Genomic DNA, 24,901 nt, shown 5'->3' with positions numbered 1-24,901 from the left:
TCAGGAGCGAGGCGTCTTTCCGGTGATCTTTGCGGCCCTCAGAAAGTCAAAATCGACGCCCTTGTCGGCTTGCGTGACGGTCTGCAGGAACAGCTTGCGATAGCCCCGCTCGGCGGTCGGCTCGCTCACCACGTTCTCGCGCATCCGTCGGGCGAGTTCTTCATCGGATACCAGCAGGCTGATCTCCCGGTTGCGCACGCTGAGCCGAATGCGGTCTCCGCTGCGCACCTGCGCCAGTGGCCCACCCACGGCGGATTCCGGCGTCACATGCAGCACGATGGTGCCGAAGGCGGTGCCGCTCATCCGGCCGTCCGAAATCCTGACCATGTCCTTCACGCCGGCACGCGCCAGTTTGAGCGGAATGGGAATGTAGCCAGCCTCGGGCATGCCTGGCGCTCCTTTGGGGCCAATGTTCTTGAGCACCAGCACGTCGTCTGCCATGACATCCAGGTCGTCGCGGTCGATGCGGTTGACCAGATCCTCCGCGTTCTCGAACACGACGGCGCGCCCCTCATGCTCCATCAGCTTGGGGTCGGCCGCGGATTGCTTGATGATGGCGCAGCCCGGCGCCAGGTTGCCGCGCAGCACGGCGATTCCTCCCTGCGGGTAGATCGGGTTGTCGATGGGGCGAACCACATCCTGCGCAAAACCTGGTCCGGCCAATTCAATTTCCTCACCCAGGGTGCGTCCCGTCACCGTCAATGCATCCAGGTGCAGCAGGGGCTTGAGCGCCCTGAATAGCGTGGCCATGCCGCCTGCCTTGTGGAAGTCTTCCATGTAGTGCTGGCCGGAGGGTTTGAGGTCCAGCAGGACCAGAGTTTCGCGCCCCATGCGATCCAGCGCCTGCATGTCAATTTCCAGGCCGACGCGACCCGCAATCGCTGCCAGGTGCACGATGCCGTTGGTGGACCCGCCGATGGACAGCAGCACCCGCATGGCATTTTCGAAAGCCGCGGGTGTCAGGATTTTGTCGATGGTCAGTCCATCGCGTGCCATTTGCACGGCCCGCGCACCGGTCTCCTCCGCGATCCGGATGCGGTCGGCCGTGACAGCCGGAGGCGATGCGCCGCCCGGAACCGTCATGCCCAGGGCCTCGGCAATGCATGCCATGGTGCTGGCGGTCCCCATCACCGAGCAGGTGCCTACGCTGGCTACCAGCTGGTTGTTGACGTCCGTTGTTTCCTCGGCATCGATCTCGCCGGCGCGGAACTTGCCCCAATAGCGGCGGCAGTCGGTACACGCGCCGACACGCTCGCCCCGGTGGGAGCCGGTCAGCATGGAGCCCGTGATCAACTGGATGGCCGGAATGCCCGCCGATGCCGCGCCCATCAGTTGCGCCGGAACCGTCTTGTCGCAGCCGCCAATCAGCACCACCGCATCCATCGGTTGGGCCCGGACCATCTCCTCCGTATCCATAGACATCAGGTTGCGCAGGTACATGCTGGTCGGCGCCGAGAAGCTCTCGTGAATGGAAATCGTGGGGAAGTCCATGGGCAGCCCGCCCGCCAGCATGACACCGCGCTTGACGGCCTCAATGAGCTGGGGAGCATTGCCATGGCACGGGTTGTACGCGCTGCCGGTATTGGCAATGCCGATCACAGGCCGGTCCAGCGCCGTATCGGTATAGCCCGCCCCCTTGATGAAAGCCTTTCGAAGAAAGAGCGAGAAGCCCTTGTCGCCGTAGCTGGTCAGGCCTTTTTTCATGCCTGTTTCTTCGGAATGGTTTTTGGATGTGTCGCTTGATGTCATGGTCATGAGGGTGTTTGAAAATATCTGGTGGCCGACGACTCAGTCGTCTGCCTTGATGTTGGCTTCCTTGATGACTTTTTCCCAGCGAGACACTTCGCTGCGCAGGCGCTCCGCAGCTTTTGCCGGCGTGGTGGGCGGCAGGGCATACACGCCCTGGCGCAGGAATTGCTCCTTGACCTCCGGCGATTGGACGATTTTGGCCAGCGCTGCATTTAGTTGGTCCACGATGGCGGCCGGCGTGCCGGCGGGAGCCAGTACACCGAATGTGGAGCTCACCTCAAGCGCAGGCAGGCCGGCTTCTGCCGTCGTCGGACTTTCAGGCAACATCGAGATGCGCGTGGGTGTCGTGACGGCCAGAGCCCGCAGTTGCCCGCTTTTGATGAAGGGCTGCGCGGCCGGCACAGTTTCGAACATCAGGTTCACCTGGCCGCCGACCAGGTCGGTCATCGCAGGACCACTGCCCTTGTATGGAATGTGCAGCATGCCGACCGATGCCTCCTTGCGAAAAATTTCCGCCGCCATCCGTTGCGGTGCACCTGCGCCGGAAGAGGCGTAAGACAGCTTGTCCGGATTCGTCTTCGCATAAGTGATCAACTCCTGCAGGTTTTTGACGGGAAGTTGCGGGTTAACGACCAGGACAAGGGGGACGGATCCGACCACCATCAGTGGGGTGAAGTCCTTGATGATGTCGTAACGAAGTTTTCCTTTCTCAAGGGTGGCCATGGTTGAGTGGGATGTCAAGGCACCCATCAGCAGGGTATAGCCATCGGGCGCCGATTTGGCTGCTGCTTCGGCGCCAAGATTGCCTCCAGCACCACCCCGGTTATCCACGATCACCTGCTGGCCAAGGGATTCACCCAGCTTCAGGGCCAGGATGCGGCCAATGACATCTGTCGCGCCACCGGGAGGGTAAGGAACGATGAGCTTGATGGGCTTGTCAGGGTAGGCCGCGAACGCCCATGACGTGCACATTGCCATCCCCAGCACCAGTCCTGCGCGAATGAGCTTGCGCCGTCCTTGATTCCATTTGCCGCTGTCCATGTAATCCCTTTCGGTTCAACATAAAAACGTTGCCGGCGGCTAGATCATGGATTGACTACCGTCTCTGCACGTCCCTGGAAGATATGGATTCTGGGTGTGGCAATGGATAAAAGGAATGATTGTTTGTTATCTTCAAAAGATAATAAATTTTGTTTTCAATCCGCACGGGATGGCAACCCGGCTTGAGCCAGCCGGAGATGCGGGGCCGCCGGCTGCAAGTCGACCGGGTGTGCAAATGCGGCAAAACTGGCCGCACGGCCAGTGAGCGGGCAGCGAACGAGGCTAGTGAACGATTTACATCTTTGACTGAAACACCAGTCCGGCATGCTCGCGCAGCGCATGGAACCGGATCTTGGGCCACTGCTGCTCGACTGCGCGCAAGGTTGCGCTGTGGTCCACCAGCAGGGTGGGGGCATCCACGGCATCGAGCGCGACACGGTGCGCGTTGGCATCCATGAATTTTTTCAACTCGTTGGCGTCGTCGCTGGTGACCCAGCGTGCCAGGTTGAAGTTGCTACCCATGATGCGGGCCTTGACGCCGTACTCATGTTCCAGGCGGTGTGCCACCACTTCAAACTGCAGCTGGCCGACGGCGCCCAGCAACAGCACGGAGCCGGCAATGGGCCGGAACACCTGGATCGCACCTTCTTCACCCAACTGCGTGAGGCCGGCACGCAGCTGCTTGCTGCGCAGTGGATCGGCCACTTCGACGGAGCGGAACATCTCGGGCGCGAAGAAGGGCAGGCCGGTGAATTGCAGCGCTTCGCCTTCGGTGAGCGTGTCGCCCAACTGCAGCACGCCGTGGTTGGGAATACCGATGATGTCACCTGCGAAAGCAGTATCGAGCAATTCCCTGCGCTGGCTCATGAAGCTCACCACCGTGTTGGGCCGCAGCTCCTTGCCGCTGCGCACCACCTTCAGGCGCATGCCGCGCGTGAACTCGCCGCTGGCCACGCGCAAAAACGCAATGCGGTCGCGGTGGGCCGGGTCCATGTTGGCCTGGATCTTGAACACCACGCCGGAGAATTTCTTTTCGTCAGGCTGCACCACGCGCTGGATGGCTTCGCGCTCTGCGGGGGCGGGGGCCAGATCCACCAGCGCGTCCAGCACCTCCTGCACACCAAAGTTGTTGATGGCCGAGCCGAAGAACATGGGCGTCTGTTTGCCGCTGAGGAACTGGGCACGGTCAAATTCGTGCGAGGCGCCGGCGACCAGCTCAATCTCGTCCTGTGCCTGTTTGTATTCGGCGCCAAAGCGTTTCGCGGCTTCCGCGTTGTCCAGGCCGGCCAGGATCTCATCGTCGCCGCCCGCTTTTTCTTCACCCGGGCTGAAGACGCGCATGCGGTCTTCACGCCGGTCATAAACGCCGTGAAAGAGTTTGCCCATGCCCACCGGCCAGGTGAAAGGCACCACCGCCATGCCGAGCTCGCGCTCGATCTCGTCCATCACGCTCATCGGGTCCTGCACCTCGCGGTCCATCTTGTTCACAAAAGTGAGGATGGGCGTGTTGCGGGCGCGGCAGACCTGCAGCAGGCGGCGCGTCTGCGGCTCCACGCCATTGGCCGCGTCAATCACCATCAGCGCGGCATCGACAGCCGTCAACACGCGGTAGGTGTCTTCCGAAAAGTCCTGGTGGCCGGGGGTGTCGAGCAGGTTGATCACGCAGTCGCGGTACTCCATCTGCATGACCGAGCTGGCCACCGAGATGCCGCGCTGCTTTTCAATCTCCATCCAGTCCGAGGTGGCATGGCGCGCGGCCTTGCGGGCCTTGACGCTGCCGGCGATCTGGATCGCACCGGAAAACAGCAACAGCTTCTCGGTCAGCGTGGTCTTGCCGGCGTCGGGGTGGGAAATGATGGCAAACGTGCGGCGGCGCTTGACCTGCTTTGCGATTTCGGTGGATTCAGACATAACCCACGATTATCGGCGACGGCGGTGATTGCTGCCTCAGGCGGGTTGCCGCGCGAAGCGCGGCTGTCGAATGCCGTCGATCACCACGTCTTCATTGAACATGATCGCCGGGCGTACCCACAGGCCTTTTTCACCATAGAGTGCACGGTACAGGGTCATGGGCTCCAGGCTCTCGCTGTGGCGCACGGTACCCACCACTTCATAGAGCATGCCCTTGTAATGCCGGTAGAGGCCAGGCGGTGTTTCAATGAGCGGCGGCAAGTGGTCGGACATGGTTCAAAAGGTTCAAAAAGCCCGTTGGGTGGGTTTGCGGGGTGCAGTGGGACAATGGAGGGCTATGCATCCTAAAGCCTTACTCGATAGTTGTTCCGAGCTTCTCAAGCAGGTCCTCAAATTTGAACACCCCGCCGACATGGTCGTGTCGCGCTATTTTCGCGAGATGCGCCTCGGCCCGCGCGAGCGCGCCACCGTGGCGGAAACGATTTATGGTGTGCTGCGCAAAAAGAACCTCTATGCCTATCTTGCCCAGCACGGCAGCGGCCCGCCGGAGCGGCGTCTGGCCATCCTGGGTTTTGCCGCCGGGCCGTCCCAAGGCAAAACAGCCCCCTCGGGGGGCAGCGCATTACACGACGTGAAAAGCGTGGGGGCACATGCCCCCGCTGGCCGCGATTTTCTTCTGGGTGCGCTGACCGACCAGGAAAAAGACTGGCTGGGGCGCTGCGATCAGGTGAAGCCTGCAGACCTGATGGAGCTGCACCGCCATAACCTGCCGCAGTGGCTGGTGGAGCCGCTCAAGGCGCAGCTGGGTGATGACTTCTGGCCGCTCGTCGAAAGCCTCAATGCCCCGGCAGGGCTGGATTTGCGGGTCAACACCCTGAAGGAAAAACGGGCTGAGATCCAAAAGGAACTGGGCAAGCATGCTATTAAAACAGTAGCCACGCCGTATTCCCCATGGGGCTTGCGCCTGGTGGACAAGCCGCAGCTGGGCAAGCTGGACGCCTTCACGCGGGGCGCAATTGAAGTGCAGGATGAGGGCTCGCAGTTGCTGGCCCTGCTGCTTGATGCGAAGCGCGGCGAGATGGTGGTTGATTTTTGTGCCGGTGCGGGTGGCAAGACGCTGGCCATCGGGGCCTCGATGCGCAACACCGGGCGCCTCTATGCCTTTGACACCTCGGGGCACCGGCTGGATGCACTCAAGCCGCGGCTGGCGCGCAGCGGCCTGTCCAACGTCCATCCCGTGGCCATCGCCCATGAACGCGATGACCGCATCAAACGCCTGGCCGGCAAGATAGACCGGGTGCTGGTGGATGCGCCGTGCTCGGGTCTGGGCACCCTGCGGCGCAATCCCGACCTCAAATGGCGGCAGAACCCCAAGGCCATCGAGGAGCTGTCGGCCAAGCAAACCGCGATTTTGCAGAGCGCCGCACGTCTTCTCAAGCCTGGCGGACGCCTGGTTTATGCCACCTGCAGCATTTTGCGCGAGGAAAATGAGGCGATTGCCGAGGCCTTTAGCGCCGCCAATAAAGAGTTCAACGTCCTTGAAGCTGCCCCCTTGTTGACCCATCTGGGGGTAGAAGGGGCCGAAAAACTGTGCAGGGGTCCCCATCTCCGGCTCTGGCCCTACCTGCATCAAACGGATGGCTTTTTCGCCGCCGTATGGCAAAAGTTGTGATATTTTTGGCGGAAATTGCGGGAGAATAGACCAAAGTTACAGATTTATCCCGGATTTTGGGAGCTTCTGGCGATTTTGGGGTCCTTACAGAGGACTTGGTGTTTTGAGGCTCTCCCATTACAATAATAGGTTGTCTGGTGCAGCCACTGGAGACAAGCCAGAGATGGTGAGCGGCTGGTGCAGATTGTTTAAAGGACTTTTATGATCTTTTTTGATGCCGCCATCGACTGGCTGGCTCATGGATTGGTAGCTGCCAGCTGGTGGCAAATTGTGTTGTACACCCTGGTGACAACGCACATCACGATTGCCAGCGTGACGATTTATCTGCACCGCCATCAGGCGCACCGCGCCATGGATCTGCACGCCCTTCCGGCGCATTTCTTCCGCTTCTGGCTCTGGCTGGGTACGGGCCAGGTCACCAAGGAATGGGTGTCTGTGCACCGCAAGCACCACGCCAAATGCGAAACGATGGAAGATCCGCACAGCCCCCAGGCGCACGGCATCGAGACCGTGTTCTGGAAGGGTGCCGAGCTCTACCGCGCGGAAACCAAAAACAAGGAAACCCTGACCAAGTTTGGTCATGGCACCCCCAATGACTGGCTGGAGCGCAACGTCTACACGCGCTACAGCTGGCAGGGTGTCGGCCTGATGATGATCCTGAACCTGGCGCTGTTTGGTGTCGCCGGTCTTGCCGTGTGGGCGGTCCAGATGGCCTGGATTCCCGTGACGGCGGCCGGCATCATCAATGGTATTGGCCACTACTGGGGTTACCGCAATTTTGAAGCGCCTGACGCCAGCACCAACATTTCGCCCTGGGGCATCATGATTGGCGGCGAAGAGTTGCACAACAACCATCACACCTATCCCACGTCGGCCAAGTTCTCGGTCAAGCCCTACGAGTTCGACATCGGCTGGGTGTATATCCGCGCCCTGGAAAAGGTCGGCCTGGCTTCCGTGAAGAAAGTGCCGCCCAAGCTTCAGCTGGGCGCGATCCAGCCTGTCGCAGACGAGAAAACACTCGAAGCCCTGATTGCCCATCGCTACGAAGTGATGGCCGGATTTGCGCGCGAATTGCGCCGTGCAGGCAAGGCCGAAATTGAAGTCCTGAAAGCCAGGAAGGCGGACGTGTCGGTACTGCGCGCGGCCAATCGCTGGCTACACCGTGATGATGACAAGGTGCCTGCAGCGGCCAAGCCGCAGCTTGCCCAGGTCCGCGCCGAGCATCCTGTGCTCGACAAGATGGTCACCATGCGTGAAGAGCTGCGCCAGATGTGGTTGAGCACTTCCGCCTCGCGTGAGCAACTGGCTACCGACCTGCAGGCCTGGTGCCACCGTGCCGAGGAAAGCGGTATTGCCGCGCTTCGCGAGTTTTCAATGAAACTCCGGGCCGCCCGCACCTGATCTGATCCTTAAGACGAAACGGACTGACCCCGTTTCGTTGCGCCAAGCCGCCTCAGCGATGTTTTGCTCAGGCGGCTTTTTCATGGCCGTCTCTTCCCCCCCCCTGGGTTCCGTCGTCCCTGGCACCGCAAGGAGAGGGTAATGGGTAATGAAATGAGTCCAGTGAAGCCCAATGCCAGCTGTGCCTACCCTTGGCTGTCAGTTCTTGAGGTGGCGGGGGGCGTGTGAGGGTGAGGGGGGTCAGAGTGCGATCATCGACCTCATTGACTCCCTGGCGGGCCGATGATGGGCGCGGCAAGGAGAGGAGGGCGAACAGGGGACTGGAATCGCTCGGGCATAAAAAAACCCGCTGTGATGCAGCGGGTTTTTGGGCAGCGCATGGAGCGCTGCAGGGAGTCAAGCTGAATTACTTCAGTTTGATTTCCTTGTATTCCACGTGTTTGCGTGCCTTGGGATCAAATTTCATGATCAGCATTTTGTCGGGCGTGGTTTTCTTGTTTTTGGTCGTCGTATAGAAATGACCGGTGCCGGCAGTGGATTCCAGCTTGATTTTTTCGCGTGCGCCTTTAGCCATGGTGTTTCTCCTTAGACTTCACCGCGGGCACGAAGGTCCACGAGGATGGCATCGATGCCTTTTTTATCAATCAAGCGCAGACCGGCGCTGGTGATGCGCAGGCGCACCCAGCGGTTTTCGCTCTCGACCCAGAAGCGACGGTATTGCAGGTTAGGCATAAACCGGCGCTTGGTTTTGTTGTTGGCGTGAGAAACATTGTTTCCCACCATCGGGCCTTTGCCCGTTACCTGACAGACGCGTGCCATGAGCACTCTCCGTAAAAAATTAGAAATCGGATGCTGGCCTCGAAGGGGGGATGCCCTGCGGATGCGCAGCTAAGCCTTAAATTATAGCCTGAAAATCGGCTTTCCACAAAACCGACCTTCACCGCTGCCGTGTGGATGGCAAAAACAGGCAACAAGGTGGTCGAACGTGTGGTCGACCGTATGGCTGAACCGCAGTCCTGCGGCTCTGAATCAGCTGCTTTGTTCCAGGAAGCGCTGGGCATCCAGCGCCGCCATGCAGCCGGTGCCCGCACTGGTGATGGCCTGGCGGTAAACATGGTCCTGCACGTCTCCGGCCGCGAACACACCCGGCACGCTGGTCATGGTGGCAAAACCCTGCAAACCGGTTTTGGTGATGATGTAGCCGTCTTTCATTTCCAGCTGCCCGGCAAAAATCTCAGTGTTGGGCTGATGGCCGATGGCGATGAAACAACCCTTGAGTTCCAGGTCTTGCGTCGCGTCATGCTGCGTGCTTCTGAGCCGCACGCCGGTCACGCCCGAGGCGTCCCCGAGCACCTTGTCCAGGGTATGGTGTAGCCGGAGGTCAATCTTGCCGGCGGCTACTTTCTCATGCAGTTTGTCGATCAGGATGGCCTCGGCCTTGAATTTGTCGCGGCGATGCACCAGCGTGACCTTGCTGGCAATGTTGGACAGGTACAACGCCTCTTCCACGGCCGTATTGCCGCCGCCCACCACGCAGACATCCTGGTTGCGGTAGAAGAAGCCGTCGCAGGTGGCGCAGCCGGAAACGCCGCGGCCCATGAACGCCGTTTCGGATTCAAGCCCGAGGTATTTGGCCGACGCACCGGTGGCAATGATCAGTGTGTCGCAGGTGTAGGTGCCGCTGTCGCCCGTCAGCGTGAAAGGGCGCTTGCTGAAATCGACCTGGTTGATGTGGTCGAATATTATTTCGGTCTTGAAGCGCTCGGCATGCTCGAGAAAGCGCTGCATGAGATCCGGCCCCTGCACGCCCTGCGCATCGGCCGGCCAGTTGTCCACGTCGGTGGTGGTCATCAGCTGCCCCCCCTGCGCAATACCGGTGATCAGTACGGGGTCGAGGTTGGCGCGCGCTGCATACACCGCAGCGGTATAACCCGCAGGGCCTGAGCCGAGGATAAGGACTTTGGAATGTTTCATGGTGAAAAAGCGATTGGGAAAGTGTTAGAACTCAGGTAGAGTCGTGCGGAGCAAATGCAGCAGCAGGTAAAACCTTGACTGTATTTGTTTTTTGCACGTTAAGGCCATTGTAAGAACTCGCGCGATTCGCCGTCGCCGCAAGGTTGGGAGAGAGTTGATATGACGACGATGGTGTCAAACCTGGAATTGATTCGCCGGGTACCTCTTTTTTCGATGCTGACAGCCAATCAGGCCGAGTCCGTGGCCGACGGGGTGGTGAAGCGCCGTTTCAAGCGTGGCGAAGCCATTGTGGAGCAGGGAAAAAAATCAAATGCCCTGTCCATCATCCTCACGGGCCGTGCGCGTGTCATCACCACCGACACCCGCGGCCGCGAGGTCATTCTGGCCACCATGCACCCCGGTGACTATGTGGGCGAGATGAGCCTGATTGACAACGAGCCCCATTCAGCCACCGTGCGTGCGGAGATCCAGACCGATGCCTTGATACTCGGTCAGCAGGAGTTTGCGCGTTGCCTTCCCGAGAACAGCTCCATGACCTATGCGGTGCTCCGGGGGCTGGTGCAGCGCCTGCGTCATGCGGACCGCAAAATTGAATCCCTGGCCCTGATGGACGTCTACGGCCGTGTGGCCCGGGCGCTGCTGGAATTTGCCACCAAGGACGCCGAAGGCAATGCCGTGATTCGCGACAAGGTCTCGCGCCAGGATCTGGCCAAGATGGTCGGCGCCTCGCGCGAGATGGTCAGCCGGGTGATGAAGGACCTGGAAGAGCGCGGATTCATTGAAACCCGCGCTGACAGCTCGCTCCTGGTGAGGGACCGCCTTCATTCGCTGGGTTGACGCCACCTCGCTGTCTTCTTTGCGCGTCCGCTCTTCACCGAAGTGCTTGCCAACTGCGGTAAGCTCTGAGCCGGTCCATGACATACTCACTTGATACCCTGAACTCCAGAACATCCCCTGCCGCCGGCGTGCCCGGCGGCATCAAACGTTTCGCCCATGAAGTCAGCCTGATTCTGGGCTTGCTGGGCTTGATCTTCTGGCTGGCTGCGCTGCTGAGCTATTCACCGCAGGATGCCGCCTGGTCGACCTCGGGCACGGCAGATGCTGCCAGCGGCGTGTCCGCAGCCGCCCGCAACTGGGGCGGGCGTCTGGGTGCGTGGCTGGCCGATGCGAGTTACTTCCTGCTTGGGTTTTCCGTCTGGTGGACGCTGGCCGCGGGTGTCCGCGTCTGGCTGTCTTCACTGGCGCGCTGGTTGCGTGGGGAGCCTCTGGCATCCGCCGCCTCCCAGCAGGCGGACCGCATCAGGTTCTGGGTGGGTCTGCTGCTGCTGTTGATGGTCAGCGCCGCGCTGGAATGGTCGCGGCTGTACCGTTTTGAATTCCGGTTGCCTGGGCATGCGGGCGGCGTGCTCGGTTATCTGGTCGGCACGCTGGGCGTCAAATGGCTGGGCTTTGCCGGCTCGGGCCTCGTTTTTATTGCTCTGGGTGTCATTGCGGTGTCTGTCGTATTTGGCTTCTCATGGGCGCATGTAGCCTTGCGGATTGGCGCGTGGATTGACAACCTGATCGATTCGCGCCGCGAAAAACGCGAAATCGCACAGGATCTGGCCTTCGGCAAACTGGCGGCGCGCGAGCGTGAAGAAACGCTGATCGACGAGCGCATCGAAATCGAGGAGCACCATCCGGTGCCTGTGCTGATCGAGCCGACGCGGCCCGATATTCCGAAGAGCGAGCGCGTTGCCAAGGAGCGGCAAAAACCGCTGTTCAGCGAGATGCCCGACTCCAAACTGCCGCAGGTCGACCTGCTCGACGGCGCGCTGACGCGGCAGGAGACCGTGGCTCCCGAAACCCTGGAAATGACCTCGCGCCTGATCGAGAAAAAGCTCAAGGACTTCGGCGTGGAGGTGCGCGTGGTGGCCGCGGCGCCCGGCCCGGTCATTACCCGCTATGAAATCGAGCCGGCAACCGGCGTGAAGGGCTCGCAGGTCGTCAACCTGGCCAAGGACCTGGCGCGCGCCCTGAGCCTCATATCCATCCGCGTGATCGAGACCATTCCGGGCAAAAACTACATGGCGCTCGAGTTGCCCAATGCCAAGCGCCAGTCGATCAAGCTCAGCGAGATTCTGGGCTCCCAGGTCTATAACGAAGCGAAATCCATGCTCACGATTGGACTGGGCAAGGACATCGGCGGCAATGCCGTGGTGGCCGACCTGGCGAAGATGCCGCATTGCCTGGTCGCTGGCACCACCGGTTCGGGCAAGTCGGTGGGCATCAACGCGATGATCCTGAGCCTGCTCTACAAGGCCGACGCGCGTGATGTACGCCTGTTGCTGATCGACCCGAAGATGCTGGAGATGAGTGTCTACGAAGGCATTCCGCACCTGCTGGCCCCCGTGGTGACCGACATGCGCCAGGCGGCACATGGCCTGAACTGGTGCGTGGCCGAAATGGAAAAGCGCTACAAGCTGATGAGCAAGCTGGGCGTGCGCAACCTGGCCGGCTACAACGGCAAGATCGACGAAGCCAAGGCGCGCGGCGACTTCATCTACAACCCCTTCAGCCTTACCCCTGATCAGCCCGAGCCGCTGGAGCGCCTGCCCTACATCGTCGTGGTGATTGACGAGCTGGCCGACCTGATGATGGTGGTGGGCAAGAAGATCGAGGAACTGATTGCCCGCCTGGCCCAGAAAGCCCGCGCTGCCGGCATCCACCTGGTGCTGGCCACGCAACGCCCCAGTGTGGACGTGATCACCGGCCTAATCAAGGCCAACATTCCCACCCGCCTGTCCTTCCAGGTGAGCAGCAAGATCGACAGCCGCACCATTCTTGACCAGATGGGCGCCGAAGCCCTGCTGGGTATGGGTGACATGCTCTACATGCCCAGCGGCACGGGTTTTCCGATTCGTGTGCACGGCGCGTTTGTCAGCGACGACGAAGTGCACCGTGTGGTGGCCTACCTCAAGCAGCAGGGCGAGCCCAACTACATTGACGGCGTCCTCGAAGGCGGTACGGTCGATGGCGACGGTGGCGACTTGCTGGGCGAGGGCGGAGAAGCCGGCGGCGACAAGGACCCGATGTATGACCAGGCGGTGGAAATCGTGCTGAAGAACCGCAAGGCCTCCATCTCCCTGGTGCAGCGCCACCTGAAAATCGGCTACAACCGCGCGGCGCGCATGCTCGAGGAAATGGAAAATTCCGGACTGGTCAGCGCCATGTCGGGCAGCGGCCAGCGCGAAATTCTGGTGCCGGCCCGGGCTGAATGACGGCAGGCCGGGATTTACCTGGCCGATACATTCTTGAGGCAACCTATGGGTTCAGCCGGAGTCCTACGGCAATACCACGGCAATGCCCAAAAACCTCGATATCTCAAATCCTTTCTCCACAAACCCCTTCACCTGCCGCACCTGCTTAACGCGTGTCCCTCACCGCACCCGATAATCCTGAATCGCACATCATGATGAACCACACTTTCATTGACACCCGTCCGGGCAGGCTCTGGCCGGGCGTGGTGCGGGTTGCTTCGGCAGTCCTGATCACCCTGTTCGCCGTGGTTTCCACGGCTGCAGGCGCTCAAACCACAAGCACGGCCGGCCTTGATAGCCTGGAAAATTTCATCAAGGCCACGAAGAGCGGGCGCGCCAGCTTCACCCAGGTGGTGACCAGTCCGGCCAAGGACGGGCAAACGGCCAAGACCAAGACCTCCAGTGGCAGCTTTGAGTTCCTGCGGCCCAACCGCTTCAAGTTCATCTACAAAAAGCCATTTGAGCAAAGCATCGTCGCCGACGGCCAGACGCTGTGGCTGCACGATGTGGACCTGAACCAGGTCACGTCCCGCAAGCTGGCGCAGGTGCTGAACGGCACGCCGGCCGCCGTGGTGGCTGCCGCGGCCGACCTCAAAGGCCTGGAGGCGGATTTCAGTTTGACACCGCTGCCCGAAAAAGGCGGGCTGCAATGGGTGCAGGCCGTGCCGAAGACCCGCGAAGGCCAGCTTCAAAGCATCCAGGTGGGATTCAGGTCCACGGACAAGGGGAGCGAGCTCGCGGCGCTGGAAATCCTGGACAGCTTCGGGCAGAAGTCGGTCATGACTTTCAGCCAATTCGAGATCAATCCCGTGCTGAGTCCGGCCAGCTTTCAGTTCAAGCCGCCAGCCGGCGCCGACGTGATCCGTCAGTAGCCGTGATGGCCAGGCGCGTCACGCATTAACCAGATGGTTTCCAAGGCAGACACACAAGTGCAAGCGCCGTTGGCGGAACGACTCCGTCCGAAGAGCCTGGGGGAAGTCATCGGGCAGCAGCATCTGCTGGGCGAGGGCATGCCGCTGCGCATTGCCTTTGAATCCGGCGAGCCGCACAGCTGCATCCTGTGGGGGCCGCCGGGTGTGGGTAAAACCACGCTCGCCCGGCTGATGGCCAGCAGTTTCGATGCGCATTTCATCACCATCTCCGCCGTGCTCGGCGGTGTCAAGGATATTCGCGAAGCGGTGGAGCAGGCGAGCATCTGGCAGGGTCAGGGTGGCCGCCGCACCATTGTTTTTGTCGACGAGGTGCACCGTTTCAACAAGAGCCAGCAGGACGCCTTTTTGCCGCATGTGGAAAGCGGCCTTTTCACCTTTATTGGCGCCACCACGGAAAACCCCTCGTTCGAGGTGAATTCGGCCCTGCTGTCGCGCGCGGTGGTTTACGTGCTGCAGCCCCTCGTCGAGGCCGACCTCAAGAAAATCGTCGCCAAGGTCCTTGAAGAACGGGCACTTCCAGCGATTGAGAGCATAGCGGATGATGCGGTGGAGCGGCTGGTGGCTTATGCCGACGGCGACGCGCGGCGGCTGCTCAATACGCTGGAGTCCCTTGGCGTGGCGGCGCGCAGCGAGAAAATCACCGCTGTGACAGGTGCCTGGCTGCTGAAAGTGTTGGGCGAACGCCTGCGCCGTTATGACAAGGGCGGCGAGCAGTTTTACGACACCATCTCGGCGCTGCACAAATCCGTGCGGGGTTCCGACCCTGACGCTGCACTCTACTGGTTCATGCGCATGCTCGATGGTGGTGCCGAACCGCGTTACATGGCGCGCCGGCTGGTCCGCATGGCCAGCGAAGACATCGGTCTGGCCGACCCGCGCGCCCTCAGGCTGGCGCTGGATGCCGCCGAGGTCTATGAACGCCTGGGGTCACCCGAGGGGGAACTCGCTTTGGCGCAGTGCGTGATCTACCTGGCGGTGGCGCCCAAGTCCAATGCCGTTTACAAGGCATTCAACGAAGCCAAAGCCTTTATCCGCAAGGATGGAACCCGTCCCGTGCCGCTGCATTTGCGCAATGCGCCGACCAAGCTCATGAAAGACCTCGATTACGGGAAAGACTACCGCTACGCCCATGATGAAGAAGACGGTTTTGCTGCCGGCGAGAATTATTTCCCCGATGGGCTGCGCGCGCCCGACTGGTACCGGCCCGTCAACCGGGGGCTGGAAATCAGGATTGCTGATAAGTTGAATGAGTTGAAACTGAAGAACAATCAGAAAAACTAATAAAAAACAAAACCGGCTGATAAAGCCGGGTTTGGCGATACAAACCAACTTTCTCAAGGGTAAACCCCGCAAAAACTGGCCTGTTGGCCCGATTCTCGCTAATAACCCGTCGCTACAATTTGCGGATTAGCTCGCCACCCAACCCAGTCACCTGGTTTTGATAGGCGGGCTTTTTGTTAGCTCGCGCGATCCCGTGGTGATCCCATTGGTTCGCGGCCATTGTTGGCAAGAGGCAGAGTTGGCAAGTTCAATCAAACGGGAGAGTGAGTTATGGAAGTATTGCTTCAGCAGATCATCAACGGTCTGGTGCTGGGTAGCATGTATGCCCTGATTGCCCTGGGCTACACCATGGTCTACGGCATCATCAACCTGATCAACTTTGCGCATGGTGAGGTATTGATGGTGGGTGCGCTCACCAGCTGGACCATCATCCGCTGGATGCAGGAGGCCATGCCGGGCACACCGGGCTGGCTGATCTTGCTGATTTCGCTGCTGATCGCCTTTGTGGTGTGCGGTGCGCTGAATTTCGCGATTGAAAAAATCGCCTACCGGCCGCTGCGCAATTCGCCCAAGCTGGCCCCGCTGATCACCGCCATTGGCATGTCGCTGCTGCTGCAGACGCTGGCCATGATGATCTGGAAGCCCAACTACAAACCCTACCCAACCCTCTTGCCGACCGAGCCCTTCCAGGTGGGCGGCGCCGTGATCACCGTGACCCAGCTGTTCATTCTGGGGGCCACGGCGGTTTCCCTCTCGGTGCTGATGTGGCTGGTGCATTACACCCGCCTGGGTCGTGCCATGCGCGCTACCGCCGAGAACCCGCGTGTGGCGGCGCTGATGGGCGTGCGGCCCGATACCGTGATTTCCGCCACCTTCATCATCGGTGCCATCCTGGCGGCGCTGGCGGGCGTGATGTACGCCTCCAACTACGGCACGGTGCAGCACACCATGGGCTTTTTGCCCGGTCTCAAGGCCTTTACGGCAGCCGTGTTTGGCGGCATTGGCAACCTGGGTGGCGCCGTGCTGGGCGGCATTTTGCTGGGGCTGATTGAATCCATCGGTGCGGGCTACATCGGCCCGCTGACGGGTGGCGTGCTGGGCAGCCAGTATTCCGACATTTTTGCTTTTATCGTGCTGATTTTTGTGCTCACGCTGCGGCCTTCCGGCTTGCTGGGTGAACGTGTGGCCGACAGAGCCTGATCCCGCGCTGGCTAAGGAGAATTCTGATGAAACCCAACAAACTGGTCACTTTTTTTATTGTCGCCATCGCGCTGCTGGTGTTGCCCCTGCTGTTGCAGCAGGGCGGTAACGCCTGGGTGCGCATTGTCGATACGGCGCTGCTCTATGTGCTGCTGGCCCTTGGCCTGAACATTGTGGTCGGCTTTGCCGGCCTGCTGGATCTCGGCTATGTGGCCTTCTTTGCGCTCGGTGCCTACCTGTTTGCGCTGCTCGGTTCGCCGCATCTGGCGGAGGCGTTTCCTGCGATTGCCGCAGCCTTCCCCGAAGGCTTGCACCTGCCCATCTGGGCCGCTATCCCGGCGGCTGCCGCCTTGGCGGGGTTTTTCGGGGTGGTGCTGGGCGCGCCCACGCTCAAACTGCGTGGTGACTACCTGGCCATCGTGACCTTGGGCTTTGGTGAAATCATCCGGGTGTTCCTGAACAACCTGGACCGCCCCATCAACCTGACCAATGGCCCCAAAGGCATCAACCAGATTGATTCGATGAAGTTTTTTGGCTTCGACCTGGGCAAGCAGCATGAATTCCTCGGCATCGCGGTCAACTCCGTGTCGATGTACTACTACCTCTTTCTCGCGCTGGTGCTCGTCTCGGTCGTCATTTGCCACCGGCTGGAAAATTCGCGCATTGGCCGCGCCTGGATGGCGATTCGCGAGGACGAAATTGCAGCCAAAGCCATGGGCATCAACACCCGCAACATGAAACTGCTGGCCTTCGGCATGGGTGCTACCTTTGGTGGTGTGTCGGGCTCGATGTTTGCCGCCTTCCAGGGCTTTGTCTCCCCCGAATCGTTCAGTCTGATGGAGTCGATCATGATCGTCGCCATGGTGGTGCTGGGCGGCATCGGCCATTTGCCCGGCGTGATTCTGGGCGCCCTGCTGCTGGCCGCCTTGCCTGAGGTGTTGCGCCATGTGGCCGGTCCGCTGCAGGCCATGACCGATGGCCGGCTGGACTCTGCCATCCTGCGCCAGTTGCTGATTGCGCTGGCCATGATCGTCGTCATGCTGATGCGTCCGCGCGGTCTCTGGCCCTCGCCAGAGCACGCCAAGCCGCTGGTCGAATCCGTTAAAAGCTAAGGAGAATGGACATGAGCGATACCATTCTTAAAGTGGCCGGTGTTTCCAAGCGCTTTGGCGGCCTGCAGGCCCTGAGCGACGTCGGCATCCACATCAAGCGCGGCCAGGTGTACGGCCTGATCGGCCCCAACGGTGCCGGCAAGACCACCTTCTTCAATGTGCTGACCGGCCTGTACACACCCGACAGCGGCTCGTTCGAGCTGGCCGGAAAGCCCTACACACCCACAGCGGTGCACGAGGTGGCCAAGGCCGGCATTGCCCGAACCTTCCAGAACATCCGCCTGTTTGCCGACATGACGGCACTGGAGAATGTGATGGTGGGTCGCCATATCCGGACCAAATCCGGCTTGCTGGGCGCGGTGTTTCGCACCCCGGGTTTCAAGCATGAAGAGGCTGCCATCGCCAAACGGTCCCAGGAACTGCTGGACTATGTGGGCATTGGCAAATACGCCAACTTCAAGGCGCGAACCCTGAGCTATGGCGACCAGCGGCGCCTGGAGATCGCGCGGGCGCTGGCCACCGACCCGCAGCTGATTGCGCTCGACGAGCCGGCAGCCGGCATGAATGCGACAGAGAAAGTACAGCTGCGCGAGCTGATCGACCGGATCCGCAAGGACAACCGCACCATCCTGCTGATCGAGCATGACGTGAAGCTGGTCATGGGCCTGTGTGACCGGGTGACCGTACTCGACTATGGCAAGCAGATTGCCGAAGGCGCGCCCGCAGATGTGCAAAAAGATGAAAAAGTGATCACCGCCTATCTGGGCACAGGTCATTGAAGGAAGCAAGAACATGGCAAACACACTTCTTAAAGTGACCGGGCTCAAGGTGGCTTACGGCGGCATCCAGGCGGTCAAGGGCGTTGACTTTGAAGTCAATGAGGGCGAACTCGTCACCCTGATCGGTTCCAACGGCGCAGGCAAAACCACCACCATGAAAGCCATCACCGGCACCTTGCCGATGCTCGATGGTGACATTCAGTACCTGGGCAGAAGCATCAAGGGCCGGGGCGCCTGGGACCTGGTGAAAGAAGGCCTGGCCATGGTGCCCGAGGGCCGCGGCGTGTTCGCCCGCATGACCATCACCGAAAACCTGCAGATGGGCGCCTACATCCGCAGCGACAAGGCAGGCATTGCCGAAGACATCGAAAAGATGTTTGCACTGTTCCCGCGTCTGCGCGAGCGTAAAGACCAGCTGGCCGGCACCCTGTCCGGCGGCGAGCAGCAGATGCTGGCCATGGGCCGTGCGTTGATGAGCCGTCCCAAGGTGCTGCTGCTCGACGAGCCGTCCATGGGTCTGTCGCCCATCATGGTGGACAAGATTTTTGAGGTGGTGCGCGACGTGTCGGCGCGCGGCGTGACCATCCTGCTCGTGGAGCAGAATGCCAGCCGTGCGCTGGGCATTGCCAACCGCGGCTATGTGATGGAGTCGGGCAATGTCACCATGAACGGCGATGCCAAGCAGCTGCTCAGCGATCCGCGGGTACGGGCGGCTTACCTGGGCGAGTAATCTTCACGGTAGTTGCTGCCAAGCGAATATGTACGGCTCTAATCGACTATTGAATTGATCGCGGGTTGACTCTGCTGAGGGTTGCTGGCCGGGGATTGCCCGGCGGCAAGTAACTTTCTTTTGCTTCGCCAAAAGAACGTCACCAAAGAAAAGGCGACCCGCAGTCTGGGTCCCTTCGCTGCGCTGCGGGCAACCTGCGCTGCTCGACTCCGGCGGGGGTCCGCAGAACTCGCTTCGCTCAAACAACTGCGGCCCTGATCCCGCCTCCATCTGCGCTGCTCGGCCCAGCCACACGGGTGGGGAGCAGATAGCAATACCGAATACACAAAGAAAATACCAAGACAAACAAGGACACGTCATGGCGTGTCCTTGTGGTTTTCGGACTTCGGATGCCCGGCCTGGTGCGCATCCTGCTCGAAAACCTGATTGGCAACGCCTGGAAGTTCACCCTGCAGACCGCGCAGCCCTGCATTGAAGTCGGGTCCGAGCAGCACGAGGGCGTTACATGCTATTTCGTGCGCGATAACGGCGCCGGCTTCGACATGGCAGATGCCGGCAAGCTGTTCACACCGTTCCAGCGTATGCACCGCATTGACGAATTCGAGGGTTCGGGTATCGGACTGAGCATTGTGCAGCGCATCGTGGCCCGGCACCAGGGCCGGGCATGGGCAGAGTCAAAGCCGGGAGAAGGCGCTACCCTGCGCTTCACGCTGCCCTGATCAGTCCACTTTCGCGCCGGAAGCCTTCACCACCTTCTCGTACTTCGCGAGTTCCGCCTTCATGAATGCGCCAAACTGCTCCGGCGTACTGGCCACGGGCTCAGCCATCAACGCGGCAAATCGGGTTTTCGCTTCCGGGGAGTTCAGTGCGGCCACAAACGCCTGGTTCAGTTTGGTGACCACGTCTTTGGGCGTGGCGGCGGGTGCCACCAGGCCCCACCAGGTGTCAACGGAAAAATCCTTGAGGGTTTCAGCCACTGCCGGCACTTCCGGCAGTACGGGGCTTCGCCTGGCGGTCGTCACTGCCAGTGCCTTGAGCTTGCCGGCCTTGATGTTGCCCGATGCGGTGGCGAGGTTGTCAAAGTTGAAATCGACCTGGCCCGACAGCAGCGCCAGCTGTGCCGGGTTGCCGCCGTTATAGGGAATGTGCACCGCAAAAATGCCGGCCTGTGCCTTGAACATTTCACCCGCGAGGTGGCCGGCGCTGCCGTTGCCGCCGCTGGCGTAGTTGAGTTTGGCCGGATTGGCCTTGGCGTATTGAATCAGGTCGGCCAGGCTGTTGATGTTCAGTCGTTTCGCCGTGTCGGCGTTCATGACCAGCACGTTCGGCACACGCAGCATCTGCGTGATGGGCGCGAAGTCGGTCGCGGCGTTGTAGGGCATCTTGCTGTAAAGCCAGGGGTTGATGGCGTGCGTCGCTACCGCCGCAATGCCCACCGTCAAGCCATCGGGTGCGGCCTTGGCAATCGCGTCCGCGCCGATGTTGCCGCCGCCGCCGGGGCGGTTCTCGATGATGACCGGTCCCAGGGAATCCTTGACGCGTTCGGCCATCAGGCGGGCTGTGACATCAATCGGGCCGCCAGGCGCGTAGGGAACGATGATGCGCATGACTTTGGGCTGAGCCAGCGCCAGCGATGATGACAGGGCCAGTGCTGCGATGGACAGGCTCGCAAGGCTTTTTGTGAATGCGCGTGCGAATGGGAGCAGGGCAGGTTGGATCTTCATGTTCTGTATTGTTGCAAAGAATCTCGACGGGCACCCTCTAGGCATACCCTACGGCAGGGCGCGCCTGCGCGTCACACCACGGCCTCGGCTTTTTCCTTCTCCGTGACGAACGAGTCCGCATAAAACTCATCGGCAGGCAAGCCGGCTGCGGCGTAATCGGTCTGCGCGGAGTCCACCACAATCGGTGCGCCACAGGCATAGACCTGGTGACCCGAGAGGTCGGGAAAATCTTCCAGAACGGCTTTGTGAACGAAGCCGGTACGGCCCGTCCAGGCATCTTCGGCCAGTGCGTCCGACACCACCGGCACATAGCGGAGATTCGGCATCTCGGCCACCTTGCCAAGCACCCAGTCATTCATGTACAGGTCGACAGGGCGGCGGCCGCCCCAGTACAGCACGGCGGGGCGCGTGATGCCTTTGAACTGCATGTGTTCAATGATGGCCTTGATGGGCGCAAAGCCGGTGCCCGATGCCAGCAGCACCATGGGTTTGTCACCGTCTTCGCGCAGGTAGAAGCTGCCGAAGGGACCTTCGATACGCAATATTTCCTTTTCCTTCATGGGGCCAAAGACATGCTCGGTGAATTTGCCGCCGGGCATGTACCGGACGTGCAGTTCCAGGCCCGGGTTTTCGGCCTGGGTATGCGGTGCGTTACCCACCGAGTAGGCGCGGCGGTCGCCATCACGCAGCAAAAACTCCACGTACTGGCCAGCGTGGTACTTGAATACGTCGCTCGCCGGCAGTTGCAGCCGAATCACCATCACGTCATGGGACGCCTTGGTCATGGTGTTGACGCGGGTGGGCATTTTTTTGACAGGGAAGGCGCTCTCGTCGGTCACCTGGCGCGACTCGATGACCACGTCGCTGTGCGCCACGGCGCAGCAGGTCAGAATAAAGCCATTGGCTGCTTCCTCGAGCGACAAGGCCTTCAGCTGATGCGCGCCGTGGGTCACGGTGCCTTCCAGTTTTTTGCACTTGCAGGAGCCGCACGCGCCGTCCTTGCAACCATAAGGCAGGCCAATTCCCTGCCGAATAGCCGCGGCCAGCAGGGCCTCATCGGCATTGGCGGTAAAGGTCCGGCCGCTGGGCTGAACGCTCACGTTGAAACTCATATTCGGTATCCTTGCGGTATCTGTTACTTGACTTGGCTGATTTTCCAGCGAACCCCCAATTTTGCCCTCAAACCTGAATCCCCTCGGCGCCTTGCCTTTTCGTTTCCGCCGCGAACGCATCCTGATCGTCGGTTGCGGCGATATCGGCCTGCGGGTGGCCCGCCAGCTCCCCGCACGCGTTGGCCTGATGGCCCTGACCTCATCGGCCGAACGCGTGCCCGCATTGCGTGCGCAGCGCATCACCCCGCTGCAGGGCAACCTGGACGACAGTGCCACCTTGCGCCGTCTGGCCGGCCTGGCGACTCGTGTGGTGCACCTGGCGCCACCGCCCGGCGACAACCCCGATTGGCGCAGCGATCCACGTACCCTGGCCCTGCTCAGGACGCTGCGTTTACGCGGCCGGCCACAGTCGCTGGTCTATGGCTCAACCAGCGGGGTCTACGGTGATTGCCAGGGCGACTGGGTCAGCGAAACGCGGGGCGTCAATCCGAACACCCCCCGGGCCCTGCGCCGCGTGCATGCGGAAGCCCACGTGCGCCTGTTCGGACGCGCAACCGCAACGCACAGCCACATTTTGCGGATTCCAGGCATTTACGCCCCCGACCGTGAAGGCGGCACCCCGCGCGGGCGCTTGCTCAAGGGAACGCCCGTGCTGCGCGCGCAGGACGACGTCTACACCAACCATATTCACGCGGACGATCTGGCCCGTGCCTGCGTCGCGGCCCTGTGGCGCGGCAAGCCGCAACGGGTGACCAACGCCAGCGACGACACGCAGATGAAGATGGGTGACTACTTTGACCTGGCGGCCGATCTGTACCAGCTGCCGCGACCTCCGCGCCTGCCGCGAAGCACCGCCAAGGAACAGTTACCGCTGATGCTGTTGAGTTTCATGGGTGAGTCGCGGCGGCTGGACAACCGGCGGATGAAGGAAGAATTGAAGCTGGTACTGCGTTACCCGACGGTGGAGGAGGGTTTGCGGGGCTGAGGCGGGTTGAGGCACAGCATGCAACGGGCGGCTCCATCTACCCGTTGATGGGGGAGTCCCTCAATACGCTCTCGTGAATCCGCCATCGTGAAGGATATTGAGCCCGGTCATGTGGTCGGAGAACGGCGACAACAGGCCCTCAACCGCAACGGCCACCTCTTCGGGCGTGCCGTACTTGTGCAGGGGAACATTCGATGTCTCTTCGGCCAGGCGCTGTTCAAACGTCATCCCCGCGTTGGTTGCGCGCTTTTCAAGAGATGCCTGATACCCGGGCGTGAGCGTGCCGCCCAGGGACAGCGTATTCACATGGATTCCCTGGTCGCCCAACGCGAACGCCAGCGTCTTGGCTTCGGCCAGCCAGGCGCAGCGAATCACATTGCTGGAGGCATAGTGGCCCAGGACCTGCACCGATGAGATGCCGGAGATGATGACGATCTTGGCGCGCCTGCCCGTCGCCAGGTCCGGTTTCATGGCGGCGATGGCCACCTTGAGCAGCGACAGCGGGCCCACAAAACTGTTCTGAAGGACCTCGCGCCACTTGTCACTGCTGGGGAGCGGATCGTTGGTGGGCGGGTCCTGTGGCGGCATCAGCACCGCCCCGTCCAGCGTCATCTTCCTTGCAGCCAGCTCCCCGGCAAATTCCCCGACCGACGCATCACGCGTCATGTCCACGGAAATCCATGAGTGGCTGCCGGGAGAGGCGTTGGACAGGTCAGTGCACAGTGACTGAAGTTTGTCGGCATCGCGTGCCGCAAGAAGGAGGGAGTTGCCGGCCCTCGCCAGCCTGCGGCAGACGGCGCGCCCGATGCCACCGGTCGCGCCTGTCACCAGAATCGTTGTGGGTATGCTGGACATCATCAACTCCTTCGGGAAGGCTCCATACTAGTCCGAATGTCCGGCGGACACCACCTGACCTCGCCAGGCACCATCAGGTTATGGCTTGCCTGACAACGGCCCGGCAGCCGGGTGCAGCCGGGTGACCGCGACCCCGGCACGGGAGACATGCCGATAGGGCGTTTGAGGTTATCGTCGGCTCCAGACTCACAGCGAAATTGCGAATTGCCCATGTCCAACGCCAATCATTTCTACGAACCCCGTCACGGCCACGGCCTGCCCCATGACCCTTTCAATGCGATCGTCGGGCCGCGACCGATCGGCTGGATTTCGTCACGCAATGCGGAGGGCGCACTCAACCTCGCGCCCTACAGCTTTTTCAATGCCTTTAACTACACGCCGCCCATCGTGGGGTTTGCCAGCATCGGCTACAAGGACACGGTGCGCAACGTCGAGCAGACAGGTGAATTCGCCTGGAACCTGGCCACGCGGCCGCTGGCGGAGGCCATGAACCAGACTTGCGCCCCGGTGCCGCCCGAGGTCAGTGAATTCGGGCTCGCGGGGTTGACGCCGCAGGATTCGCGCGTGATCGCGGTGCCAAGGGTCGCCGAAAGCCCGGTTTCGTTCGAGTGCCGCGTCACGCAGATCGTGCAGCTTCAGGGGGCCAGCGGCGACAAGGTGCCGACCTGGCTGGTGCTGGGCGAAGTCGTGGCCGTGCATATCGCCCAGGCCCTGCTCAAGGACGGTGTTTACGACACCGCGGCCGCCGGTCACATCCTGCGCGGCGGCGGGCCGGGAGATTATTTTTCCATCGGACCCGAGCAGTTGTTCCACATGCGCCGCCCCAGATAAGGCCGTATGGTGAAAGCCTTGACGGGGTCAATTGCCGTGCCCGTGTATTGAGCGGCAGGCGGCCGCGCTGATGTTTGTGCGCTGGTGCCCTTGGGTGGCAGAACATGCCGGTCGTGGTGAAGCAGGGCGGGAGTTGGGTGTTGATTTGCCGTTATGCGGAAACGGCGCAACAATCCCAGGGTATGCAGCTATCGAATGTATAGCGCGAAACCACTGGTGCCCGGGGCCGGAATCGAACCGGCACGCCTTTCGGCGGGGGATTTTGAGTCCCCTGCGTCTACCAATTTCACCACCCGGGCGGAAAGAAGCGAAG

23 protein-coding genes and 1 tRNA gene are annotated in these 24,901 nt (G+C 61.1%); 13 read left to right on the top strand and 11 right to left on the bottom strand.

Going from position 1 to position 24,901, the window contains the following annotated elements; translation table 11 throughout:
• From AC1DS5_RS22490 to AC1DS5_RS22475, 4 genes are all read right to left on the bottom strand, one after another.
• A complete protein-coding gene (locus tag AC1DS5_RS22490; protein WP_477720476.1) occupies window positions 1–1,755 on the bottom strand; it encodes an IlvD/Edd family dehydratase in 1,755 nt (584 codons plus the stop codon).
• Window positions 1,756–1,788: 33 nt separating this feature from the next.
• Window positions 1,789–2,721, bottom strand: a complete 933-nt coding sequence (locus AC1DS5_RS22485; RefSeq protein ID WP_477720522.1) for a tripartite tricarboxylate transporter substrate binding protein — start codon at window positions 2,719–2,721, stop codon at window positions 1,789–1,791.
• Window positions 2,722–3,084: 363 nt separating this feature from the next.
• Complete coding sequence (locus AC1DS5_RS22480; protein ID WP_477720475.1) at window positions 3,085–4,701, bottom strand: peptide chain release factor 3; 1,617 nt, start codon at window positions 4,699–4,701, stop codon at window positions 3,085–3,087.
• Window positions 4,702–4,737: 36 nt separating this feature from the next.
• Window positions 4,738–4,974 (bottom strand): DUF1653 domain-containing protein, encoded by a 237-nt coding sequence (locus AC1DS5_RS22475; protein WP_477720474.1) that lies wholly within the window; start codon window positions 4,972–4,974, stop codon window positions 4,738–4,740.
• A 64-nt stretch (window positions 4,975–5,038) separates the two neighbouring features.
• On the opposite strand from AC1DS5_RS22475, the gene AC1DS5_RS22470 reads away from it, so the two are divergent.
• Both AC1DS5_RS22470 and AC1DS5_RS22465 read left to right on the top strand, forming a co-directional pair.
• Window positions 5,039–6,373 carry an RsmB/NOP family class I SAM-dependent RNA methyltransferase gene (locus AC1DS5_RS22470; RefSeq protein ID WP_477720473.1) on the top strand — a complete coding sequence of 445 codons (1,335 nt, stop codon included), beginning with the start codon at window positions 5,039–5,041 and terminating at the stop codon, window positions 6,371–6,373.
• 201 nt (window positions 6,374–6,574) lie between these two features.
• On the top strand, window positions 6,575–7,774 hold the full coding sequence (locus AC1DS5_RS22465) for a DesA family fatty acid desaturase (RefSeq protein WP_477720472.1): 1,200 nt from the start codon (window positions 6,575–6,577) through the stop codon (window positions 7,772–7,774).
• Between the two features lie 406 nt (window positions 7,775–8,180).
• Here the strand turns inward: AC1DS5_RS22465 and rpmG are convergent, their stop codons facing one another.
• The 3 genes from rpmG to trxB form a co-directional block, all read right to left on the bottom strand.
• The gene (gene rpmG / locus AC1DS5_RS22460) at window positions 8,181–8,348 is read right to left on the bottom strand and encodes a 50S ribosomal protein L33 (RefSeq protein WP_007863188.1); all 168 of its coding nucleotides are present in this window, start codon (window positions 8,346–8,348) and stop codon (window positions 8,181–8,183) included.
• An 11-nt stretch (window positions 8,349–8,359) separates the two neighbouring features.
• Entirely contained in the window at window positions 8,360–8,593 is a 234-nt protein-coding gene (rpmB, locus tag AC1DS5_RS22455; RefSeq protein WP_477720471.1) for a 50S ribosomal protein L28, read from the bottom strand.
• Between the two features lie 210 nt (window positions 8,594–8,803).
• A complete protein-coding gene (gene trxB / locus AC1DS5_RS22450; protein WP_477720470.1) occupies window positions 8,804–9,748 on the bottom strand; it encodes a thioredoxin-disulfide reductase in 945 nt (314 codons plus the stop codon).
• Window positions 9,749–9,907: 159 nt separating this feature from the next.
• On the opposite strand from trxB, the gene AC1DS5_RS22445 reads away from it, so the two are divergent.
• The 9 genes from AC1DS5_RS22445 (at window position 9,908) to AC1DS5_RS22405 (ending at window position 19,800) form a co-directional block, all read left to right on the top strand.
• Complete coding sequence (locus AC1DS5_RS22445) at window positions 9,908–10,585, top strand: Crp/Fnr family transcriptional regulator (protein ID WP_477720469.1); 678 nt, start codon at window positions 9,908–9,910, stop codon at window positions 10,583–10,585.
• 77 nt (window positions 10,586–10,662) lie between these two features.
• Window positions 10,663–13,008, top strand: coding sequence for a DNA translocase FtsK (locus AC1DS5_RS22440; RefSeq protein ID WP_477720468.1), 2,346 nt, complete (start codon window positions 10,663–10,665; stop codon window positions 13,006–13,008).
• Window positions 13,009–13,202: 194 nt separating this feature from the next.
• On the top strand, window positions 13,203–13,919 hold the full coding sequence (gene lolA, locus AC1DS5_RS22435; protein WP_477720521.1) for an outer membrane lipoprotein periplasmic chaperone LolA: 717 nt from the start codon (window positions 13,203–13,205) through the stop codon (window positions 13,917–13,919).
• A gap of 33 nt (window positions 13,920–13,952) precedes the next feature.
• Window positions 13,953–15,260 (top strand): replication-associated recombination protein A, encoded by a 1,308-nt coding sequence (locus AC1DS5_RS22430; RefSeq protein WP_477720467.1) that lies wholly within the window; start codon window positions 13,953–13,955, stop codon window positions 15,258–15,260.
• A 270-nt stretch (window positions 15,261–15,530) separates the two neighbouring features.
• Complete coding sequence (locus AC1DS5_RS22425; RefSeq protein WP_477720466.1) at window positions 15,531–16,460, top strand: branched-chain amino acid ABC transporter permease; 930 nt, start codon at window positions 15,531–15,533, stop codon at window positions 16,458–16,460.
• A gap of 26 nt (window positions 16,461–16,486) precedes the next feature.
• Window positions 16,487–17,572, top strand: coding sequence for an ABC transporter permease subunit (locus tag AC1DS5_RS22420; RefSeq protein WP_477720465.1), 1,086 nt, complete (start codon window positions 16,487–16,489; stop codon window positions 17,570–17,572).
• A gap of 11 nt (window positions 17,573–17,583) precedes the next feature.
• Entirely contained in the window at window positions 17,584–18,351 is a 768-nt protein-coding gene (locus AC1DS5_RS22415; RefSeq protein ID WP_305640435.1) for an ABC transporter ATP-binding protein, read from the top strand.
• A gap of 13 nt (window positions 18,352–18,364) precedes the next feature.
• Window positions 18,365–19,081 (top strand): ABC transporter ATP-binding protein, encoded by a 717-nt coding sequence (locus AC1DS5_RS22410; protein WP_477720464.1) that lies wholly within the window; start codon window positions 18,365–18,367, stop codon window positions 19,079–19,081.
• Between the two features lie 371 nt (window positions 19,082–19,452).
• On the top strand, window positions 19,453–19,800 hold the full coding sequence (locus AC1DS5_RS22405; protein ID WP_477720463.1) for a sensor histidine kinase: 348 nt from the start codon (window positions 19,453–19,455) through the stop codon (window positions 19,798–19,800).
• Here AC1DS5_RS22405 and AC1DS5_RS22400 read toward each other — a convergent pair whose 3' ends face one another.
• Both AC1DS5_RS22400 and AC1DS5_RS22395 read right to left on the bottom strand, forming a co-directional pair.
• Window positions 19,801–20,805 carry a Bug family tripartite tricarboxylate transporter substrate binding protein gene (locus AC1DS5_RS22400; protein ID WP_477720462.1) on the bottom strand — a complete coding sequence of 335 codons (1,005 nt, stop codon included), beginning with the start codon at window positions 20,803–20,805 and terminating at the stop codon, window positions 19,801–19,803.
• 71 nt (window positions 20,806–20,876) lie between these two features.
• The gene (locus tag AC1DS5_RS22395; protein WP_477720461.1) at window positions 20,877–21,917 is read right to left on the bottom strand and encodes a CDP-6-deoxy-delta-3,4-glucoseen reductase; all 1,041 of its coding nucleotides are present in this window, start codon (window positions 21,915–21,917) and stop codon (window positions 20,877–20,879) included.
• A gap of 61 nt (window positions 21,918–21,978) precedes the next feature.
• Here AC1DS5_RS22395 and AC1DS5_RS22390 point away from each other — a divergent pair, with 61 nt between their 5' ends.
• Complete coding sequence (locus AC1DS5_RS22390) at window positions 21,979–22,902, top strand: SDR family oxidoreductase (RefSeq protein WP_477720460.1); 924 nt, start codon at window positions 21,979–21,981, stop codon at window positions 22,900–22,902.
• A 60-nt stretch (window positions 22,903–22,962) separates the two neighbouring features.
• Here AC1DS5_RS22390 and AC1DS5_RS22385 read toward each other — a convergent pair whose 3' ends face one another.
• Window positions 22,963–23,757: an SDR family oxidoreductase gene (locus AC1DS5_RS22385; protein ID WP_477720459.1), complete on the bottom strand. Its 795-nt coding sequence runs from the start codon at window positions 23,755–23,757 to the stop codon at window positions 22,963–22,965.
• A gap of 210 nt (window positions 23,758–23,967) precedes the next feature.
• Between AC1DS5_RS22385 and AC1DS5_RS22380 the strand changes: the two genes are divergently transcribed.
• Window positions 23,968–24,588, top strand: coding sequence for a flavin reductase family protein (locus AC1DS5_RS22380; protein ID WP_477720458.1), 621 nt, complete (start codon window positions 23,968–23,970; stop codon window positions 24,586–24,588).
• Between the two features lie 214 nt (window positions 24,589–24,802).
• On the opposite strand, the gene AC1DS5_RS22375 is transcribed toward AC1DS5_RS22380, so the two are convergent.
• Window positions 24,803–24,887 (bottom strand) — tRNA-Leu (locus tag AC1DS5_RS22375).
• Window positions 24,888–24,901: the final 14 nt, after the last annotated feature.

It is taken from the genome of Polaromonas sp. P4_H1 (genome assembly GCF_056400945.1).
Note: the sequence above shows the minus strand (reverse complement) of the source record. Positions and strands in the feature narration are given on the sequence as shown.

Coding starts and splice junctions, on each gene's coding strand:
- AC1DS5_RS22490 (WP_477720476.1), bottom strand. CDS start 1,755: ATGACCATGACATCAAGCGACACATCCAAAAACCATTCCGAAGAAACA.
- AC1DS5_RS22485 (WP_477720522.1), bottom strand. CDS start 2,721: ATGTGCACGTCATGGGCGTTCGCGGCCTACCCTGACAAGCCCATCAAG.
- AC1DS5_RS22480 (WP_477720475.1), bottom strand. CDS start 4,701: ATGTCTGAATCCACCGAAATCGCAAAGCAGGTCAAGCGCCGCCGCACG.
- AC1DS5_RS22475 (WP_477720474.1), bottom strand. CDS start 4,974: ATGTCCGACCACTTGCCGCCGCTCATTGAAACACCGCCTGGCCTCTAC.
- AC1DS5_RS22470 (WP_477720473.1), top strand. CDS start 5,039: ATGCATCCTAAAGCCTTACTCGATAGTTGTTCCGAGCTTCTCAAGCAG.
- AC1DS5_RS22465 (WP_477720472.1), top strand. CDS start 6,575: ATGATCTTTTTTGATGCCGCCATCGACTGGCTGGCTCATGGATTGGTA.
- rpmG (WP_007863188.1), bottom strand. CDS start 8,348: ATGGCTAAAGGCGCACGCGAAAAAATCAAGCTGGAATCCACTGCCGGC.
- rpmB (WP_477720471.1), bottom strand. CDS start 8,593: ATGGCACGCGTCTGTCAGGTAACGGGCAAAGGCCCGATGGTGGGAAAC.
- trxB (WP_477720470.1), bottom strand. CDS start 9,748: ATGAAACATTCCAAAGTCCTTATCCTCGGCTCAGGCCCTGCGGGTTAT.
- AC1DS5_RS22445 (WP_477720469.1), top strand. CDS start 9,908: ATGACGACGATGGTGTCAAACCTGGAATTGATTCGCCGGGTACCTCTT.
- AC1DS5_RS22440 (WP_477720468.1), top strand. CDS start 10,663: ATGACATACTCACTTGATACCCTGAACTCCAGAACATCCCCTGCCGCC.
- lolA (WP_477720521.1), top strand. CDS start 13,203: ATGAACCACACTTTCATTGACACCCGTCCGGGCAGGCTCTGGCCGGGC.
- AC1DS5_RS22430 (WP_477720467.1), top strand. CDS start 13,953: ATGGTTTCCAAGGCAGACACACAAGTGCAAGCGCCGTTGGCGGAACGA.
- AC1DS5_RS22425 (WP_477720466.1), top strand. CDS start 15,531: ATGGAAGTATTGCTTCAGCAGATCATCAACGGTCTGGTGCTGGGTAGC.
- AC1DS5_RS22420 (WP_477720465.1), top strand. CDS start 16,487: ATGAAACCCAACAAACTGGTCACTTTTTTTATTGTCGCCATCGCGCTG.
- AC1DS5_RS22415 (WP_305640435.1), top strand. CDS start 17,584: ATGAGCGATACCATTCTTAAAGTGGCCGGTGTTTCCAAGCGCTTTGGC.
- AC1DS5_RS22410 (WP_477720464.1), top strand. CDS start 18,365: ATGGCAAACACACTTCTTAAAGTGACCGGGCTCAAGGTGGCTTACGGC.
- AC1DS5_RS22400 (WP_477720462.1), bottom strand. CDS start 20,805: ATGAAGATCCAACCTGCCCTGCTCCCATTCGCACGCGCATTCACAAAA.
- AC1DS5_RS22395 (WP_477720461.1), bottom strand. CDS start 21,917: ATGAGTTTCAACGTGAGCGTTCAGCCCAGCGGCCGGACCTTTACCGCC.
- AC1DS5_RS22385 (WP_477720459.1), bottom strand. CDS start 23,757: ATGTCCAGCATACCCACAACGATTCTGGTGACAGGCGCGACCGGTGGC.
- AC1DS5_RS22380 (WP_477720458.1), top strand. CDS start 23,968: ATGTCCAACGCCAATCATTTCTACGAACCCCGTCACGGCCACGGCCTG.